Source organism: Microbacterium sp. X-17 (assembly GCF_039615055.1).
Genome location: NZ_JBDHNI010000001.1, coordinates 417,957 through 434,439, shown reverse-complemented (window position 1 = coordinate 434,439; position 16,483 = coordinate 417,957). Strand labels below are relative to the sequence as shown.

14 protein-coding genes are annotated in these 16,483 nt (G+C 71.2%); 10 read left to right on the top strand and 4 right to left on the bottom strand.

All coding sequences use genetic code 11. The features are described from left to right. The first annotated feature begins 10 nt into the window (after nt 1-10). Nucleotides 11-679: a response regulator transcription factor gene (locus tag ABCS02_RS02030; protein WP_345833944.1), complete on the top strand. Its 669-nt coding sequence runs from the start codon at nt 11-13 to the stop codon at nt 677-679. Then, on the top strand, nt 676-1,893 hold the full coding sequence (locus ABCS02_RS02025; protein WP_345833943.1) for a HAMP domain-containing sensor histidine kinase: 1,218 nt from the start codon (nt 676-678) through the stop codon (nt 1,891-1,893). Before ABCS02_RS02030 ends, ABCS02_RS02025 begins: the two co-directional genes overlap by 4 nt. Before the next feature lie 63 nt (nt 1,894-1,956). Here ABCS02_RS02025 and ABCS02_RS02020 read toward each other — a convergent pair whose 3' ends face one another. Both ABCS02_RS02020 and ABCS02_RS02015 read right to left on the bottom strand, forming a co-directional pair. Continuing rightward, complete coding sequence (locus ABCS02_RS02020; RefSeq protein WP_345833942.1) at nt 1,957-2,880, bottom strand: trypsin-like peptidase domain-containing protein; 924 nt, start codon at nt 2,878-2,880, stop codon at nt 1,957-1,959. Nucleotides 2,881-2,948: 68 nt separating this feature from the next. Beyond that, nucleotides 2,949-4,223, bottom strand: a complete 1,275-nt coding sequence (locus ABCS02_RS02015) for a wax ester/triacylglycerol synthase domain-containing protein (RefSeq protein WP_345833941.1) — start codon at nt 4,221-4,223, stop codon at nt 2,949-2,951. Nucleotides 4,224-4,394: 171 nt separating this feature from the next. Here ABCS02_RS02015 and ABCS02_RS02010 point away from each other — a divergent pair, with 171 nt between their 5' ends. From ABCS02_RS02010 to ABCS02_RS01995, 4 genes are read left to right on the top strand one after another with little or no spacing between them, the layout of a single operon-like run. Next, on the top strand, nt 4,395-5,504 hold the full coding sequence (locus ABCS02_RS02010) for an ABC transporter ATP-binding protein (protein WP_345833940.1): 1,110 nt from the start codon (nt 4,395-4,397) through the stop codon (nt 5,502-5,504). Further along, the gene (locus ABCS02_RS02005) at nt 5,501-6,709 is read left to right on the top strand and encodes an ABC transporter substrate-binding protein (protein ID WP_345833939.1); all 1,209 of its coding nucleotides are present in this window, start codon (nt 5,501-5,503) and stop codon (nt 6,707-6,709) included. The genes ABCS02_RS02010 and ABCS02_RS02005 overlap by 4 nt, the downstream gene beginning before the upstream one ends. A 13-nt stretch (nt 6,710-6,722) precedes the next feature. Continuing rightward, entirely contained in the window at nt 6,723-7,541 is an 819-nt protein-coding gene (locus tag ABCS02_RS02000; protein ID WP_345833938.1) for an ABC transporter permease, read from the top strand. After that, nucleotides 7,538-8,353 (top strand): ABC transporter permease, encoded by an 816-nt coding sequence (locus ABCS02_RS01995; RefSeq protein WP_345833937.1) that lies wholly within the window; start codon nt 7,538-7,540, stop codon nt 8,351-8,353. The genes ABCS02_RS02000 and ABCS02_RS01995 overlap by 4 nt, the downstream gene beginning before the upstream one ends. Before the next feature lie 71 nt (nt 8,354-8,424). Here the strand turns inward: ABCS02_RS01995 and ABCS02_RS01990 are convergent, their stop codons facing one another. Both ABCS02_RS01990 and ABCS02_RS01985 read right to left on the bottom strand, forming a co-directional pair. Further along, nucleotides 8,425-9,435 carry an aldo/keto reductase family protein gene (locus ABCS02_RS01990; RefSeq protein ID WP_345833936.1) on the bottom strand — a complete coding sequence of 337 codons (1,011 nt, stop codon included), beginning with the start codon at nt 9,433-9,435 and terminating at the stop codon, nt 8,425-8,427. Nucleotides 9,436-9,516: 81 nt separating this feature from the next. After that, nucleotides 9,517-10,410, bottom strand: a complete 894-nt coding sequence (locus tag ABCS02_RS01985) for an alpha/beta fold hydrolase (RefSeq protein WP_345833935.1) — start codon at nt 10,408-10,410, stop codon at nt 9,517-9,519. Nucleotides 10,411-10,504: 94 nt separating this feature from the next. On the opposite strand from ABCS02_RS01985, the gene ABCS02_RS01980 reads away from it, so the two are divergent. From ABCS02_RS01980 to ABCS02_RS01965, 4 genes are all read left to right on the top strand, one after another. Continuing rightward, complete coding sequence (locus ABCS02_RS01980) at nt 10,505-11,002, top strand: MarR family transcriptional regulator (RefSeq protein ID WP_345833934.1); 498 nt, start codon at nt 10,505-10,507, stop codon at nt 11,000-11,002. 47 nt (nt 11,003-11,049) lie between these two features. Further along, on the top strand, nt 11,050-11,997 hold the full coding sequence (locus ABCS02_RS01975) for an AraC family transcriptional regulator (protein ID WP_345833933.1): 948 nt from the start codon (nt 11,050-11,052) through the stop codon (nt 11,995-11,997). Between the two features lie 58 nt (nt 11,998-12,055). After that, complete coding sequence (locus tag ABCS02_RS01970; RefSeq protein WP_345833932.1) at nt 12,056-14,686, top strand: glucosidase; 2,631 nt, start codon at nt 12,056-12,058, stop codon at nt 14,684-14,686. Nucleotides 14,687-14,787: 101 nt separating this feature from the next. Next, nucleotides 14,788-16,410: a hypothetical protein gene (locus tag ABCS02_RS01965; protein ID WP_345833931.1), complete on the top strand. Its 1,623-nt coding sequence runs from the start codon at nt 14,788-14,790 to the stop codon at nt 16,408-16,410. Nucleotides 16,411-16,483 lie beyond the last annotated feature (73 nt).

Genomic DNA, 16,483 nt, shown 5'->3' with positions numbered 1-16,483 from the left:
TACTGCGGGCATGAGTGAGCGCCGCCGGGTCCTGGCCGCCGAGGACGACAGCCGTCTCGCCGGGATGCTGGAGACGCTGCTGGTCTCCGACGGCTACGACGTGGTGCTCGCCCGCGACGGGCAGCGCGCGTTGCACCTCGGCCTCACCGAGAGCTTCGACGCCGTCGTGCTCGATCGCGGCCTCCCTGCGGTCGACGGGCTCGGCGTGCTGCGCGGCCTCCGCAGCAACGGTGTGACCACGCCCATCCTCATCCTCTCGGCGCTCGGCACCGCCCCCGACCGCGTCGACGGCCTGAACGCGGGCGCGGAGGACTACCTGGCCAAGCCGTTCGACATCGACGAGCTGCTCGCCCGCGTGCGCGCGCTCATCCGCCGGGCGTCGTCGGAGGTCCCGACCGTGCGCTTCCCCGGCGGACAGTTGGACGTCGGCAGCCGCACGGTGACGCTCGGCACCGGCGAGCGCATGGTGCTCTCGGACCGGGAGGCCGGCCTCCTGGAGCTGCTGGCGCGGCGGCCGGAGCAGGTCTTCTCGCGGGCCGTGCTGCTGGACGAGGTGTTCGCCGACGCGGACGACCCCGGCGTGGTCGACACGTACGTGCACCACCTCCGCAAGAAGTTCGGCCGCACCCTCATCGAGACCGTGCGCGGCGTCGGCTACCGGCTGGGCGGGGTCGGATGAAGGCCGACCTCCGCGAGCTGCGCACGGCGTCGGCGCGGCTGGCCCTGCAGTTCGCCGGCATCATCCTGGCGCTCTTCGTCGTGCTCGGCGGGGTCGTCTACATCGTGGTGTCCACCGGCCAGACGGAGGCCGCCAAGCGCGCCCTGGCGGACGCGTCGCAGGTGGACTCCGTGCACGACGCGCCGCACGACCTGCTGGTGACCGTCATCCTCCCGCAGGGACGCGACATCTCGCCGAACATGCCGGACGGGCTCCCCGACGAGCGCGCGCTGCAGGACGTCGCCCAGAACGGCGGTTCGATCACCGAGACGGTCGTGGCCGACGGCAGGGCCTACCTCACCCAGACGGACGTGCGGCGCGGCAAGGTGGTGCAGATCTCCTACGGCCTGGCCGAGCAGCAGGAGGAGATGGGCCGCCTGCTCACCGCGCTCATCATCTCCGGCGTGATCGCGACGGTGGCCGCCGCGCTCGTCGGCCTCCTGCTCGCCCGCCGGTCGATGCGCCCGATGTCGGAGGCCCTCGCGCTGCAGCGGCGGTTCGTCGCGGATGCTGGCCACGAGCTCCGCACGCCGCTGACACTGCTGAGCACCCGCGCCCAGCTGCTGCGGCGGCGCCTCTCCCGCGGCGGCGACGCCTCGGCGGACGAGGACGTGCGGTCGGGGCTGGACGAGATCGTGGACGACAGCCGGGCGCTGACCGAGATCGTGGAGGACCTCCTCACCGCGGCGGACCCGCGCCAGAACACGGACCCGGAGCGGGTCGACATCGGCGAGCTCGCGGCCGTGGTCGCCCGCTCGGCCGAAGGGCGCGCGCACGAGCGCGACATCGCGCTGACCACGCAGGCCACGCCGGGTGCAATCGTCACCGGCGCGCCCGTGTCGCTGCGCCGGATGATCGTCGCGCTGGTCGACAACGCGCTCGACCACGCCGCCTCGCGGGTGACGATCGACGTCTCGACCGACCGCGACGAGGTCGTGCTCGCCGTCTCCGACGACGGCCCCGGCTTCGGCCTCCAGGACCGCGCCTTCGACCGCTTCGCCACGGCGCGCGCGGAGGGCGCCACGGCGGGACGCGAGCGGCACTACGGCCTCGGCCTCGCGCTGGTCGCGGAGGTCGTGGACCGGCATCGCGGGCGCGTCACCGCCGCCGACCGCCCCACCGGCGGCGCCGAGGTCACCGTCCGCCTCCCCCAACCTTCGCCGAAGGGCACGTAATTGTCACTTCCGGGCCGCTGAAGTGACAACTACGTGCCCCTCGGCGGTGGGGGCGGGTGGGAATTAGGCGTCGGTGAGTTCGGTGGGCTCCACTATGGCGTCGACGAGGGCGCCGTTGCGCCAGACGGTGAGCTCCAGCCGCCGCCCGATCGTGCTCGCGATCATCAGCCGCTGGAGGTCCGCGACCGCGTGGATGCGCATGCGGTCGAGCGAGATGAGCACGTCGCCCGGACGGACGCCCGCCAGGTCGGCCGGGCTGTCCGTGACCACCGACATCACCTGGATGCCGGTGCGCGCGCCGGCCTTGCGTGCGATCTCCGGGTTGAGCGTGATCTCCGCGCCCGCGATGCCGAGCCAGCCGCGGCGGACGCGGCCCTCGCGCATCAGGGTGTCCATGATCTGGCGGCTCGTGGCGTTGATCGGGACGGCGAGGCCGAGGCCGGTTCCGGCGACGGCGGTGTTCACGCCGATCATGCGGGCGTTGCTGTCCGCGAGCGCTCCCCCGCTGTTGCCCGGGTTGAGCGCGGCGTCGGTCTGGATCACCTCGTCCACCACGCGGCCCGACCGGGTCGGCAGCGACCTGCCGAGCGCGGAGACGATGCCGGCCGTCACGCTCCCGGCGAGGCCCAGCGGGTTGCCGACGGCGACGACGAGCTGTCCCACCTGGAGCCGCGCAGCGTCGCCGAGCTCGACCGGCGCGGGGACGGGCGCGTCCGCCCGCAGCATCGCGAGGTCGGAGAGCGGGTCACGGCCGATGACGCGCGCCCGCACGCGGGTGCCGTCCTCGAAGGCCAGGTCCACGCTGCCCGCCGCCTCCACGACGTGGGCGCTGGTCAGGAGGTGGCCCTCGGCGGAGATGACGGTGGCGCTGCCGAGGCCGACGCCGCGGAAGGTCCGGGCGGTGACGGCGGCGACGGCCGGGCCGACGACGCGCGCGACGCGCACGACCGCGGCCGAGTAGGCGTCCAGCGCGTCCGAATCCGTCATGAGACGAGTGTGCGCCCGGCGGCAGCCGCGGTGGCCTCCCGTTCGCCGACGGCTGACGACGGGTCTGCTCAGCCGCGGGCGATCGTGTGCAGAGCCTCCGCCACGGCGTCCGCGACCAGCAGTGCCGCGGGGAGGTGGCCGGCATCGGTCTGCACGCTCACCCGGAAGCGTCCGGCGTAGGAGGCCGCCACGAAGCCGGTCCGGACGTTCGCCGAGAGCAGGGCCAGCGGCCACGCGCTCACCAGCTCTGCGCCGTCGAGGCGCAGCGTGCGCACCGGGCCGGGGAACTCGGACGCCACGGCCGAGACCGCGCGCTGGGTGCGCGCGACGCGCATCAGGAGCGCCGCCGAGCGCGGGCCCGACATCCACTCGAACGTCCCGGCGGCCCGGGCCCGCGCCTTCTCCGACCGGGTCTGCGCCGCAACGCGGGCCACCCCCGCGCGCGCGTCGGCGTCGGCCACGGGTACCTGGACGAGCATGACGCCGGTCGCGTTCCCCTCCCCCGGCGGACGCGGGAGGCGCACCGGCGACGAGACCGGCAACGTCGCGGGCAGCTCCTCGCCCGCCGCGACGAGGACGGCGCGCAGCCCCTGCCCGACCGCGGCGAGGAAGGCGTCCCCGATCGTGCCGCCGGCCCGGCTCGCGCCGTCGTGCAGCTCAGCGAGGCCGACGTCGAGGAAGGCGACATCCCGCGTTGCGCCGAGCGGGCCGAGCAGAACGCGGGAACGCACCGTGCGGCGGAACACGGCGGTGGTCTGCGCGGCGACCTCGCGGAGCCGCCGGAGCGGCGACAGCCGTTCCGCCGGCGGGAGGGGGACCGCCGCGGCCGGTCCTCCAGCGACGCCCGCGGCCCCGTCGTCGCAGAGGGCCGCGATCAGGGCCTCCGCCTCCAGACCGTCGGCGAGCGCATGGTGGAGGCGGAAGAGGACACCGCACCGCCTCCCGTCCACGCCGGGCACCAGCAGCAGCTCCCACAGCGGCCGGTCGAGAGGGAGGCCGGTCATCAGGGTCCGCGCGCAGATCTGCTCGAACGTGAGCACATCCGCGCCGTCCGCTCTCGCCCCCCAGAGCCGCACGTGCCGGTCGAGCTCCGGCTGCGACGGTTCCCAGTGCCAGGCCGCGCCGGAGGCCACCGGTCGCCGGCAGAGCGCGGGCGACGACCGCACCCGGACGGCGAGCACCGTGCGCAGCCGCCCGAGGTCCGGAACGCCGCGCGCATCGACGAATCCGCCGGGATCCAGCACGCCCGCCAGCGTCACCACATTGGGTTGCGCGCCCTCCAGCGCGAAGTTGGCCGCGTCCACCGCGGCGATCGCCCCGGCCGGTGCGTCACGCCCCACCATGCCGCCAGGGTAGCCGCGGCACGAGGGGATGCGCACTGAAGATTCGGACTGCATGTCACCCCGCACACGGCTGGAATCGACATTCGTGACCAGATTTTGCTGCGGATCCCGTAGTCAGGCCAACATCCGATCGCATATGATCACTACGCCCACCGTCGAAGGAGACTGGATGTGAGCGAGCAGCCCGCCATCAGGCTGACCGGACTGACCAAACGATTCGGGACGGTCGCGGCCGTCGACGACCTCGACCTGGAGATCGCCGCCGGCGAGTTCTTCTCCATGCTCGGGCCGTCCGGGTCGGGCAAGACCACCGTGCTGCGCTGCATCGCCGGCTTCGAGCAGCCGACCTCCGGGACGATCGAGCTGTTCGGCCAGGACGTGACCGGCAAGCCCGCCGCCGCGCGCGACGTCAACACGGTCTTCCAGGACTACGCGCTGTTCCCGCACATGAGCGTGCTGGACAACGTCGCCTACGGCCTCCGGGTCCGTGGCGTGGGCCGGACGGAGCGGCGCAAGCGGGCGATGGACGCGCTCGCCTCGGTGCAGCTGACAGGCTTCGCCGACCGCAAGCCAGCGCAGCTCTCCGGCGGCCAGCGACAACGCGTGGCGCTCGCCCGCGCGACGGTGGTGCAGCCGAAGGCGCTCTTGCTGGACGAGCCGCTCGGCGCCCTCGACCTCAAGCTGCGCCAGCAGATGCAGGTGGAGCTCAAGCAGCTCCAGCACGAGCTGGGGATCGCGTTCGTGTTCGTCACGCACGACCAAGACGAGGCCCTCACCCTCTCCGACCGGATCGCGGTGTTCAACAACGGGAAAATCGAGCAGCTCGGGACGCCGCGCGAGCTCTACGAGCACCCGAACTCCCGGTTCGTCGCGGACTTCGTCGGCACCTCGAACCTGTTCGACCGCGAGCGCGCCCGCAGCATCCTGGGCCTCGACGGCGAGTACTCCATCCGCCCGGAGAAGCTCGAACTGCACACGCTGCCCGACCACTCCGGCGCGCCGTCCGCGGCCGGGACGCTGGTCGAGTCGGTCTACGCGGGCAACAGCATCCGCCGGGTCGTGGACCTCGACGCGGGCCTGAGGATCTCTGTGCTGGAGAGCAACGACCGCACGCACCGCGCCGAGCTCGAGCGAGGCTCGCGCGTGCACGTGACCTGGAACGACGACGACCTCCGGAGGCTCGGCGGCGGCGCGGAGGACCCGCCGCGCGACGCGCCAGGACACCTCCAGGACGCAGATGTACCTCGCAGCAGAGGTGTAGAAGAGAGGCAGGACTCATGATCCGTGCAACGAAGCGCGTGGCGCGCTCCGCGGCCGCAGCCGCGGCCGTCTCCGCCGCCCTCCTGGTGCTGGCCGCCTGTTCCGGCGGCGGCTCCACCGGCGGCTCGGCCGGCTCGGTTCCGAACGTCCCGATGGCGAAGAAGCTCGGGGCCAACGAGAACCAGCTCAACCTGATCGTCTGGGCGGGCTACGCCGAGGACGGCTCCAACGATCCCAAGGTCAACTGGGTGACCCCGTTCGAGCAGAACACCGGCTGCCAGGTCAACGCCAAGGTCGCCGGCACCTCCGACGAGATGGTGCAGCTCATGCGCACCGGCGACTACGACGGCGTCTCGGCCTCCGGCGATGCGACCCTCCGCCTGGTCTACGGCGGCCAGGTCGCGCCGGTGAACACCAAGCTCGTCCCGAACTACACGACCATCTCCAGCTTCCTGAAGAACAAGGCGTGGAACTCCGTCGACGGCCAGATGTACGGCATCCCGCACGGCTGGGGCGCCAACGTGCTGATGTACAACAAGGCCGCCGTCACCCCGGCGCCCGACTCCTGGTCGGCCGTCTTCGACGACGCCTCGAAGTACGCGGGCAAGGTCACCGCCTACGACTCGCCCATCTACATCGCGGACGCCGCGCTGTACCTGAAGGCCCACGACCCGTCGCTCGGCATCAAGGACCCGTACTCGCTCACCGAGAAGCAGCTCGACGCGGCCGTCTCTCTGCTGAAGAAGCAGAAGACCTCCATCGGCGAGTACTGGTCGGACTACACGAAGTCCGTGCAGTCGTTCGAGTCCGGCAGCAGCGTGGTCGGGACCTCCTGGCAGGTCATCGCGAACCTCATCCAGAGCGACGGCAAGGTGCAGGTCGGCACGACCGTCCCGAGCGAGGGCTCCACGGGCTGGTCGGACACCTGGATGATCTCGTCCAAGGCGAAGCACCCGAACTGCATGTACCAGTGGATGAACTGGATCACCTCCCCGACGGTCAACGCCCAGGTCGCCGAGTGGTTCGGTGAGGCCCCGGCCCAGACGAAGGCGTGCGAGAAGACCCAGGACCCGACGTTCTGCGACCAGTACCACGCGCTGGACGCCGGCTACGCCTCGAAGATCCACTACTGGACCACGCCGCAGACCAAGTGCGTCGACGGCAGCGGCAGCGACTGCACCGCGTACAGCGAGTGGGTGACCAAGTGGCAGGAGATCAAGGGATGACGGGAGTCCGGGGATGAAGGCGCGCCTGGGCTTCCTGCTCGGGCCGCCCCTGCTCTGGCTCGTCGTCATCTACCTGGGCTCGATCGCCGTCCTCCTGGTCTCCTCCTTCTGGACGGTGAACGGGTTCACGGGCGCGGTCGTCCCGACCTTCACGCTCGAGAACTACGCGACGCTGTTCACCGACCCGCTCTACGGGACGGTCGCGTTGCGGACGCTGCTCGTGGCGCTGGGGGTGACGCTCATCGACGCCGTGGTCGCCTTCCCGATGGCTCTGTACATCGCGAAGGTGGCCCGGCCGAGCCGGCGCGCGCTCTACCTCGTCGCCGTGACGACGCCGCTCTGGGCCAGCTACCTGGTGAAGGCGTACGCCTGGCGCATCCTGGTCGAGCCGGGCGGTCCGATCGCGGTCGCGACGGGAGGCTACACGCCCGGGTTCGGCCTGCCGGCGACGATCATGACGCTGGCGTACCTGTGGCTGCCGTACATGATCATCCCGGTCTACGCCGGCTTCGACCGGGTGCCCGACTCGCTGTTCGAGGCCAGCTACGACCTGGGCGCGTCGACCTGGCGCACGATCAGGACGGTCGCCTTCCCGCTGGTGTTCCCGGCGATCGTGGCCGGGTCGATCTTCACCTTCGCGTTGAGCTTCGGCGACTACATCGCGGTGGGGATCGTCGGCGGCAAGACCCAGCTGCTCGCGAACCTGATCTACGGGCAGCTGGTGACGGCGAACAACCAGCCGCTGGCGGCGGCGCTGTCGGTGATCCCGCTCGTCGCGGTCGTGCTCTACCTGCTCGCGGTCCGCCGCACCGGCGCATTGGAGAACGTGTGAAGCTGCTCTCGACCCCCGCGCGGATCTTCGTCGGCCTCTGCATGCTGGTCGGCCTGGTGATCCTCTACGTGCCGCTGCTGCTGATCGTGCTGAACTCGTTCAACAGCTCGCGGACGTTCTCTTTCCCGCCTCCCGGCTTCACGCTGCAGTGGTGGGTGGACGCGTTCCAGTCCCGCGGCGCGGCGGACGCGCTGGCGACCTCCGTCATCGCCGGCCTCTGCGCCTCCGCGATCGCGCTGGTGCTCGGGACGATGGCGGCCTTCGCCGTACAGCGGTTCCGGTTCTTCGGCCGGCAGAGCATCAACTTCCTGGTCGTGCTGCCGATCACCCTGCCGGGCATCGTCACCGGTATCGCGCTGGCGTCGACGTTCACGACGGTGCTCGGCCCGGTCGGCGTGACGCTCGGGATGGCGACGGTCATCATCGGCCACGCCACGTTCTGCATCGTCATCGTCTACAACAACGTGCAGGCGCGGCTGCGGCGGATGGGGACCTCCCTGGAGGAGGCCTCCGGCGACCTCGGGGCGCGCGGCTGGCAGACGTTCCTGTGGGTGACGCTGCCGCAGGTGCGTGGGGCGCTCGCGGCCGGCGTGCTGCTGGCGTTCGCGCTCAGCTTCGACGAGATCGTGGTGACGACGTTCACCGCGGGACCGGCGGTGCAGACGCTGCCGATCTGGATCTTCCAGAACCTGTTCCGGCCGAACCAGGCGCCGGTGGTGAATGTCGTCGCCGCGGTCCTGACGATCCTCGCGATCATTCCGGTGTGGATCTCGCAGCGCCTAGCCGGCGACTCGGTCACGAGCCGCGTCTAGGCGCGCGCACATTTGTGCCGAATGGCGACTCTGGACGCGCCAGAGTCGCCATTCGGCACGAATCGTGAGGGTTAGGCCTCGCGGTGCTGGGGCGAGCGCGTCGCGGTGTGCGCCGCATCGCGCTCGACGGCGCCGCCGAGCACCTCGTCGATGCGGCCGAGCAGCTCGGCGGGGATGGTGACTCCGGAGGCCTTCACGTTCTCCACGACCTGCTCCGGGCGGGAGGCGCCGATGATCGCGGTGGCGACGTTGTCGTTCTGGAGCACCCAGGCGACCGCGAGCTGCGCCGGCGTGAGGCCGAGCTCCTGCGCGATCGGGGCGAGCTGCTGCACGCGGGTGAGCACGTCGTCGGTCAGCCAGCGCTTGACCGCGCCCGCGCCGCCCTTCTCGTCGGTCGCCCGGCTGCCCTCGGGTAGCGGCGCGCCCGGCAGGTACTTGCCGGTCAGCACGCCCTGCGCGACCGGCGACCAGACGATCTGCGAGATGCCGAGCTCCTTGGAGGTCGGCACGACCTCCGCCTCGATGACCCGCCACAGCGCCGAGTACTCGGGCTGGTTCGAGATGAGCTGGAAGCCGAGGTCCTTCGCCAGGGCGTGACCCGCGCGGAGCTGGTCCGCGGTCCACTCGCTCACGCCGATGTAGAGCGCCTTGCCCTGGCGCACGATGTCGGCGAAGGCCTGCATGGTCTCCTCCAGGGGCGTGAAGAAGTCGAAGCGGTGCGCCTGGTACAGGTCGACATAGTCGGTCTGGAGCCGGGTGAGCGAGCCGTCGATGGACTCCAGGATGTGCTTGCGCGAGAGTCCGACGTCGTTGTGCCCCTTGGGACCGGTCGCGCCGAACACCTTCGTGAAGATCTCCAGCGACTGCCGGCGCTCGCCCTTCAGCGTCTCGCCGAGCACGGTCTCCGCCGCGGTGTTGGCGTAGACGTCCGCGGTGTCGAAGGTGGTGATCCCGGCGTCGAGGGCGGCCCGGACGCAGGCGGCGGCCGTCTCGTTCTCGATCTGCGAGCCGTGGGTCAGCCAGTTTCCGTACGTGATCTCGGAGATCTTGAAGCCGGAGTTGCCGAGGTACCTGAACTGCACTGTCGTTCCTTTCGAGGGGAGGTCGAACTCGATCGTAGGCAGACGGGATTCAGCAGGGCCAACAGTGGTTGGTTCTGGGATTCAGTGACTGAGGTGGTGAATCACGATGTCGGCCACCACCTGCGGCTTGCCGCCCTCCGTGACGTTCTGCGTCGCCGAATGCCCGACACCGGCGATCGTGCCGAAATCCGCCCCCGGCAGCAGCTCCCGCAGCCGCTCTACCGCGTGCCGGAGGTACGCCGGCGACTTCTCGGCCGTCACGAGCAGCACCGGCCCGCGGATCGCCGCGTAGTCGTCGATCCGGTCAGCCCGCTGCGCGACGATCCTCATGTCGTACGGCACCGCCGTCGCCAGCTCGTGCATGGTCGCGCCGCCGACCGGGACGACGCCGCCCTTCGCCAGCATCTTGCGCGTGCTCGACTCCAGCATCCGCCGCGGGAAGAACCGCAGGAACGCCGGCCCCATCTGCGTGCCCAGCAGCGCGGTGACCATGTAGGCCGGGACGTCGCCGCGCGCGGCCTCCGGCTCGAAGCGGGCCAGGAAGGCGTCGAGGTCGAGGGAGTCGTCGGCGACGAGCGCCGGCTCGAACAGCACGACGGCGAGTCCGGGGTGCGCGAGCGCCACCTCGGCAGCGATGATGCCGCCGGAGCTGATCCCCATGATCGTGGTGGCGCCCGTCGCGGCGACGACGGCCGACGCGTCCGCCACGTCGAGCGCGAGGTCGTACCGGTCGAGCGCGGGATACGCGCCGCTCCTCCCGCGGCCGCGTCGGTTCATCAGGTGCACGGTGAACGACCCGGCGAGCGCCGCCGCGAGCTCGCTCTGGCTGGCCGCTGACTGCATGGTTCCGTGGACGATCACGAGGCCGGGCCCCGTGCCGGTGCTGAAGTACTCGATCGGCGTGCCATCCTCGGAGGACACCAGGTGCGAGGTGAGCGGATCGGTGGATGGTGCGGTGCTGACGGTGCGGGACATCGGATGCCCTTCCTTCCTGGTTCGCCGACCTCGCGGCCGGGCACTGAAATTGTCTTAGTGACTAAGATAATGAGTGACTGAGAGGATTGCAAGAGTGGATTCGACCGAACCCGACTCCGGAGCGCGCGCCGAGCTGATCGCCCGCCTGACCGACCTCGGCGCGCAGTCCGCCAGCCTGACCGGCCTGTTCCAGCAGCGAGCGGCGGCGAGCTACGGCCTCGGGGTCAGCGACATGAAGGCCCTCGACGTGCTGATGCGCAACGGGCCGCAGACCGCCGGGCAACTCGGCGCGGCGCTGAACCTGACCTCCGGCGCGGTCACCGGGATCGCCGACCGCCTGATCAAGCGCGGGCTCGCCCGCCGCGAATCCGACGCCGCCGACCGACGCCGGGTGCTGATCAGCGCGGATTTCGCCGCCCTCCAGTCCGGCCAGAACGTGTACCAGTCGATCGGGGAGGCCTTCCGGCGACTGCACGAGTCGCTGACCACCGAGCAGCTCGCGTTCCTCGCGCGCTACCAGGAGGAGTCGATCGCACTCACCCAACAGGCTGTCGACGCGCTCGGCAGCGCGCCGGAGCCGCCGCGGGAGTAGACCGCACCCCCTACCGCGAGCCCGCAGGCGCGGCTACCGTTCACGTCGTGCCGGTCACACGCATGTCGATGGCGTCGCGGGAGCCCGACGTGGCTCTCGCGGTCATCCGCGGCCTCCAGCCCGGCTTCGACTTCGCCCGCGACGGCGACGACGCCGCCTTCTCGTTCGCGGTGAGCCATCTCGGGGATGAGCGGCTCTCGCTCGACCGGCTCCACCTGGTCTGCACCGCCCGCGGAGTCGCCGACCCGATGACCACGTTCAACGTCTGCGAGGCGAGTCCCGGGATGCACCTGGAGGTCGGCCGCGAACAGCTCGACATCGGCCGGCCGTTCCTATACCCGTTGGCGCCGATCGAGTCGAGCTGGGAGCACGAGGCACGCGCGCACTCGGTCCGGGTCGACATCGACGCTGTCGAGACACTCGCGCGGGAGTACTTCGGCCGCCCGGGGTTGCAGGTCCGCTTCACCGGCAGCGCGCCCCTCGACCCCGCCGCGGAGCGGCACTGGAGGAGCGTGGCGACGCACCTGCACGGGCCGGGCAGCGAACCGGAGGTGTTCGACAACGTCCTGCTGCGCGACGCCCTGTTCCGGACGGTCGCCGCCGCGCTGCTCTCCGACTTCCCGAACGACACGCTCGACCTCCCGCCGGCGCACGACGGCGGGGTCGCGCCGCCTGCGTCGATCCGCCGGGCCATCGCGTACATGGAGGAGCACCTCGCCGAGCCGATCGGGCTGGTCGACATCGCCGCGGCGTCGCGGCTCTCGCCGCGCGGGCTGCAGGACGCCTTCCGCCGCATTGTCGGGGTGTCCCCCACCCAGTACCTCCGCTCGCTGCGGCTGAGCGCCGCGCGCGCCGACCTCCTGGCGGCCGACCTGGTGCACAGGGACACCGTCTCGGCCATCGCCCACCGCTGGGGCTTCACGCACGTGCCGCGGTTCGCCGCCGCCTACCGCGCCGAGTACGGCGAGTACCCGCACGAGACACTGGCGCGGTGAGCGGAGGGCGCCCGATGCCCGCTGGACCGGCGCGCCGCCGAGCGTCGAGAATGGCCCCATGACCCAGGTGAACCCGGCCGAGCCCGGCGCCGAGCGCGAGCGCATCCTCCAGGCGGACGACGGGACGGCCGCCTGGCGCGACTGGGGACCGTACGTCGCCGAACGCGCCTGGGGCACGGTCCGCGAGGACTACAGCGCCGACGGCGAGGCCTGGGACTTCTTCCCGCACGACCACGCCCGCAGCCGCGCCTACCGCTGGAACGAGGACGGCATGGCCGCGTTCTCCGACCTGAAGCAGAACTGGTGCCTCGGCCTGTCGCTCTGGAACGGGCAGGACACCATCCTCAAGGAGCGGATGTTCGGCCTGAGCGGTCCACAGGGCAACCACGGCGAGGACGTCAAGGAGTACTGGTGGTACCTCGACGGCACACCGACGCACTCCTGGAACACCTGGCGCTACCACTACCCGCAGGCGCCGTACCCGTACGAGGACCTGATCGAGACGAACACGCGCCGCGGCAAGCTGGAGCCGGAGTACGAGCTGGTGGACGCCGGGATCTTCGACGACGGCCGCTACTGGGTCGTCACCGTCGATTACGCGAAGGACGGCCCGCACGACCTCCTGATGCGCGTCACGATCGAGAACGCCGGACCGGAGGCCGCGACGCTTCACGTGCTGCCGACGCTCTGGTACCGCAACACCTGGTCGTGGGGGTACGACGTCGAGAAGCCGTCGCTGCGATTCGAGGGCGGCCGCGTGCTCGGGTCGGGGCCGGGCGGGGCGCTGGCCTTCAGCGGGGAGGACCAGCCCGACGCGCTGTTCTGCGACAACGAGACGAACACCGGACGACTGTTCGACGCGGCCGACTCGCCCGCGTATCCCAAGGACGGGATCGAGGGCCACGTCATCCACGGCGCGGCGACCGTGAACCCGGAGCAGGTCGGGACGAAGGCCGCCCTCCACTACGCGGTGACGGTCGGGCCGAGCGAGACGCAGGTCCTCCGGCTGCGGCTGACCGGCGGCGCGGACGACGCGTCCGCCATCCCCACCCAGGACCTCGGCACCGGCTTCGACCGCGTCGTCTCCGCACGCAAGGCCGAGGCCGACGCCTTCTACACCGGCCTGGAGAACGCCCCGGCCGACCCCGACGAGGCGCGCGTGCTGCGCCAGGCGTTCGCGGGCCTGCTCTGGTCGAAGCAGTACTTCCACTTCAACGTCGACAAGTGGCTGGACGGCGACCCCGCCGGTCCCCCGCCGCCGCCCGGCCGCGCCGCCGTGCGCAACGGGCAGTGGCGGCACTTCGACGCGGACGACGTCATCCTGATGCCCGACCCGTGGGAGTACCCGTGGTTCGCGGCCTGGGACCTCGCCTTCCACTGCGTGACGATGGCGCACATCGACCCCGCGTTCGCCAAAGCGCAGCTCGTGCTGCTGCTGCGGGAGTGGTACATGCACCCGAACGGGCAGCTCCCGGCCTACGAGTGGAACTTCTCCGACGTGAACCCGCCGACGCACGCGTGGGCGGCGATCCAGGTGTTCCTCATCGACGGCGGCCGGGATTTCGGCTTCCTCGCCCGCATCCTCCACAAGCTGCTGATCAACTACACCTGGTGGACGAACAGCAAGGACTCCGACGAGGACGACCTGTTCGAGGGCGGCTTCATGGGGCTCGACAACATCGCGCCGCTGAACCGGTCGACGCTGCCGCCGGAGGTCGGGACCATCGAGCAGGCCGACTCGACCGGCTGGATGGCGACCTACGCGCTCGACCTGCTGGAGATCGCACTGCGGCTCGCCCGCGAGGACGACGTGTACGAGGACGTCGCCGTGAAGTTCGGCGAGCAGTTCCTCCGCATCGCGGGCTCGGCCAACAACTCGGGCATGTGGGACGACGAGGACGCCTACTTCTACGACGTGCTGCACCTGGCCGACGGCCGGGACGTCCCGCTCAAGGTGCGCTCGCTCGTCGGGCTCGTGCCGGTCGTCGCGTCGCTCGCCTACGACGAGCCGGGAGTGCGGACGCTGCCCGAGTTCCGCCGCATCCTCAACCACTACCTGGTGAAGCATCCCGAGCTCGGGGCGGGCTTCCACCGGCGGGTGATCGGCACGGAGCAGGTCTACCTGCTCGCGCTGGTGTCGCCGGAGCGCCTGACCCGCATCCTGAAGCAGGTCTTCAACCCGGACGGGCTGCTCAGCGACCACGGCATCCGCGGCGTCTCGGCCTACCACCGCGAGCACCCCTTCACGGTGGAGGTCGACGGAGTGGAGGCCTCCGTCGACTACGAGCCGGCCGAGTCCACGACCGGTCTGTTCGGTGGCAACTCGAACTGGCGCGGACCCGTCTGGTTCCCGCTCAACGCGCTGCTGGTCGCGGCCCTGCAGCACTACCAGTCGCACGGCGAGACGGGCGTCCGCATCGAGGACCCGCTGGGCTCGGGCAACTCCCTGACGCCCGGGGAGGCGGCCGACGACCTGTCCCGGAGGCTGATCGCGCTGTTCCTCCCCGGACCGGACGGGCGGCGGCCGTCCGACGCGCGGTACCCGCTGCTGTCGACAGACCCGCGCTGGAAGGACAACGTCTTCTTCTACGAGTACTTCGACGGCGACACCGGGCAGGGGCTGGGGGCGTCGCACCAGACGGGCTGGACGGCGATGGTCGCGCACCTGATCCTGACGCGGGGGCGATAGCGGGACGAATTCCCCGATTGTTCACCTGCCGGCCCCGCCGGGCGCCCTCGGGAAGGTGTGGTCTGTCCTCTGCCCCGTTAGTTAACACAGAGGAACGATCAATGAAGCGAATGTCTCCCGCACGAACGCTCACGGCCGGCGCGCTGCTCTGCGCCGTGGGCGCCTCCCTCGCCGTCGCGGCGCCGGCCACGGCCGACCCGCGCCCGGGCCTGATCCCCGGCGACCTCCTGGTCAGCCGCCTGCACTACACCGGCGCCCCCGACCTGATCACGCCCGGCGTGACCGTCCTCCCGACCGGCGCGACCGCCATCGCCGACGGCTCGTACGAGCACGTCTGGGACAACGCCACCGTCGACGCCAACTTCGGCGTGACGGCCCCGATCTCGCTCGACCAGCTCACGACCTCCGGCGCCGCGGTGAACACCACGGCCGTCCCGACCGGCGCGCCTGGCTCGTCCAGCACCGGCCACGACGTGCTCTCCGGGAGCTTCTCCTCCAAGTCGGAAGGCGCGCTCAACCTGTCCACCGGCGGCAGCGCCGTGACGTTCATGGGCTACGTCAGCCCGAGCAACGTGCTGGACGCCTCCAACGGGAACACGCCGGGCGTCTTCGACCCGACCAACCCGGACGCGCAGTCGGTCTACCGCGGCGTCGGGCAACTCGACGCGAACGGGCGCTTCTCGTTCACCTCGACCAACGCCTACAGCGGCGACAACGGCCGCGCGGCGATCCTGGACGAGAGCACGGGGAAGTACTACGCCGCGGGCAACTCGAACAACGGCGAGGGCACGGCCACCCCCGGCGTCATCTACGGCACCGGCGCGCAGCTCATCACGCCGGCCGGCACCCCGCAGCAGGCGCAGCAGCCCGGGCAGCCCACCCCGGTCGGCGGCTTCGGCGTGACCCAGCTCGACGTCACGAAGGCCGACAAGCTCGGCAAGGACACCAACTTCGCGGCCGTGGCCATCCACGACGGCGTCGTCTACTACACCAAGGGCAGCGGCTCGAACGGCGTGGACACCGTCTACTTCGTCGACACCACCGGGACGGCGTGCCCGACCGGCGTCGGCACCCCCGTCCCCGGCGCCGCGACTCCGGCCACCCCGGACGCCGTCGACCCGGTGACCGGCGAGCCGGCCCACAACATGTGCGTGCTCGCCGGCTTCCCGACGGCGCTCGCCAAGTCGATCAAGACACCGGAGGTCGGCGGCCCGCAGAACAGCACGGCGTTCGGCGCCCTGTGGTTCGCGAACGACACCACGCTCTACGTGGCCGACGCCGGCAACGGAACGGACACCTTCAGCGGCGGCAGCTACACCGCCGCGGCGGCCCAGAGCCTCGCGGGCATCCAGAAGTGGTCGCTGGTCGGCGGCTCGTGGAAGTACGACTACACGCTGCAGTCCGGCCTGGGCCTCGGCACCCCGTACACGGTGGCCGGCCTCCCGACGGGCACCAACCCGCTCACCGGCGTCCCGTGGACCCCGGCCGTGGACGGCATCAAGAACTTCACCGGGAAGGTGAACGCCGACGGCAGCGTCAGCCTCTACGGGGTGACGACGAGCATCGGCGGCGTCAGCGACTACGGCGCGAACGCGAACAAGCTCGTCACCGTGACTGACCAGCTCACGGCCGGGACCGTCCCGAGCACCGCCACGTTCCACACGCTCCGCACGGCCGCCGCCGGCGACGTGTACCGCGGCGTGTCCTTCACCCCGGGTTCCTGACCCCGCAGATTCGTGCCGAAAGGCGCGAAACGCCAGCGGTTTCGCGACATTCGGCCCGTATGCCCGACCCGAG

Coding starts and splice junctions, on each gene's coding strand:
- ABCS02_RS02025 (WP_345833943.1), top strand. CDS start 676: ATGAAGGCCGACCTCCGCGAGCTGCGCACGGCGTCGGCGCGGCTGGCC.
- ABCS02_RS01970 (WP_345833932.1), top strand. CDS start 12,056: ATGACCCAGGTGAACCCGGCCGAGCCCGGCGCCGAGCGCGAGCGCATC.
- ABCS02_RS01985 (WP_345833935.1), bottom strand. CDS start 10,410: ATGTCCCGCACCGTCAGCACCGCACCATCCACCGATCCGCTCACCTCG.
- ABCS02_RS02000 (WP_345833938.1), top strand. CDS start 6,723: ATGAAGGCGCGCCTGGGCTTCCTGCTCGGGCCGCCCCTGCTCTGGCTC.
- ABCS02_RS02015 (WP_345833941.1), bottom strand. CDS start 4,223: ATGGTGGGGCGTGACGCACCGGCCGGGGCGATCGCCGCGGTGGACGCG.
- ABCS02_RS02030 (WP_345833944.1), top strand. CDS start 11: ATGAGTGAGCGCCGCCGGGTCCTGGCCGCCGAGGACGACAGCCGTCTC.
- ABCS02_RS01965 (WP_345833931.1), top strand. CDS start 14,788: ATGAAGCGAATGTCTCCCGCACGAACGCTCACGGCCGGCGCGCTGCTC.
- ABCS02_RS02020 (WP_345833942.1), bottom strand. CDS start 2,880: ATGACGGATTCGGACGCGCTGGACGCCTACTCGGCCGCGGTCGTGCGC.
- ABCS02_RS02005 (WP_345833939.1), top strand. CDS start 5,501: ATGATCCGTGCAACGAAGCGCGTGGCGCGCTCCGCGGCCGCAGCCGCG.